Below are 1808 nucleotides of genomic sequence, written 5' to 3'. Positions count from 1 at the left end.
GGGCGAGCCCCCGATGCCGCCGCGAGGCGGCATCGGGGGCTGGCTGTGAAGGGCTAGTCCTTCTCCAGCTCCAGTTTCTTTTCGTGTTCAAGTTCGTCGAGCTCGAGGTCCAGATCACCGGCGTCGTGCTGGCGCTTCAGCTCCATGACGTCGTCGAGGTCGATCGGGTGCAGCGGGGCGTCATCCTCTTCGTCCAGGACCGGACCGTGACCGTCCTCGGCAAGGACCACATGGCCGATGGTTTCGTACTTCAGCGGATCCTTCTTCCGCAGGTAGAGAGCCAGGCCCGCGCCGGCGATGAAGAGGCCCGCCGTGATGTACGGGATGAGCTTGAACAGCAGTGACGACGCCGCAGGTCCGGCTGCCGTGTCAAGGTTCAGGCACATGAGGATCACCACCCCGAGCATGCCGGCCCCGCCGACAATGGGGGCCACCTTGGTGCGCCAGAAGTTCTCTTCCGGATGGTGCTTTCGGAAGTAGTTGAAGACGGCGCCCATGGTGATCGTCTGGACGATGGTCAGGGAGAAGGTGCCCAGCACGGCCAGGAGGACGAAGAGGTCCAGGTACGGGTCCTTCTCGAAGAGCCAGAATCCGAGGATCCACAGGATCGCAATACCGGTCTGGAGGAACGAGGCCACGTGCGGCGAGCCGTGCTTCTTGTGCGTCCGGCCCAGGATGCTGGGCAGGATCGACTCCCGGCCGAGCGAGTACATGTACCGTGATGCGGCGTTGTGGAAGGCCATTGCGCAAGCGAAGGAACCGGTCATCATCAGCCACTCCATGACCAGGACCCAGCCGTGGCCGACAAAGACGTCCGTGGGGTGGAAGAACATGTCCAGCGGGTTGGCGCTCTGCGCCAGTCCAATGGCGCCGGCGGCACCGTTACCGGAGACGGACATCCAGGAGACGAAAGTGTAGAAGACGCCGACGCCGGTCACCGCGATCATTGTCGCGATCGGGATGATCTTCCGCGGGTTCTTCGACTCCTCGCCGTACATGACTGTCGATTCGAAGCCGGTCCAGGACCAGAACGCGATGAACATCGCCAAGCCCGGCGCCGCGGCCTGCAGGCCGTTGGGCAGGAACGCCGCCGTCGGATTCAGCGTCTCGGGCATGAGCCCGTCCGGACCGCCGCCGTGGAAGAGGACCCCGAAGGCCATGATCGCCAGGATCCCGATCTCGGTGAACAGCAGCAGGGTGAGGATCTTCGCCGCCATGCTGATCTCGAAGAACGTCAGGATACCGATGGTCACGAGTCCGAACAGGGCGAACACCACCCAGTGGATGTCCAGGCCCAGCTGGTCCTTGAAGGCCAAATGGCCGAAGTAGGAGAAGATGCCGATGATGCTGGCTTCAAAGACGATGTAGCCGAAGGTGACCATGAAGCCGGTTCCGAGGCCGAGGACACGCCCCAGGCCGCGGGAAATGAATCCGTAGAACGCGGCCGTCGAGGTCACGTACCGGGCCATGGTGACATATGCGATGGCGAAGACCGACAGGATGACGGTGGCCCAGATGTAGGTGGCCGGAGTTCCCGTTCCCACCCCGTATCCGACCGAGAACGGAACGTTTCCGCTCATTACGGTGATCGGCGCGGAGGTCGCCACGGCCATGAAGACCACATCCCACAGCCCCAGGGTGTTGGCCTTCAGGGCACCCGGTTTCGAGTCGTTCTTGGCGGGAGTTTTCCGGCTTGTGTCCTGGCGGCTCATCGTTCTCCTCCGTTGCTGCAGTGTCCGCCGGTGGTGCCGCGGGTTTCGGTGGGCAGGTTCAGGGTGGGGTTCTGGTTGAAGAAGCCGTGGGGTTCG

The 1808-nt window shown here is 63.3% G+C and carries 1 protein-coding gene; it reads right to left on the bottom strand.

Annotation, left to right across the window (positions count from 1 at the left end; translation table 11 throughout):
* Positions 1-53: 53 nt before the first annotated feature.
* Complete coding sequence (locus tag DWV11_RS13300) at positions 54-1712, bottom strand: APC family permease (protein WP_115789406.1); 1659 nt, start codon at positions 1710-1712, stop codon at positions 54-56.
* Positions 1713-1808: the final 96 nt, after the last annotated feature.

Origin of the sequence: Arthrobacter silvisoli (genome assembly GCF_003369445.1) — a bacterium.
Classification (GTDB): Bacteria; Actinomycetota; Actinomycetes; order Actinomycetales; family Micrococcaceae; genus Arthrobacter; species Arthrobacter silvisoli.
Note: the sequence above shows the minus strand (reverse complement) of the source record. Positions and strands in the feature narration are given on the sequence as shown.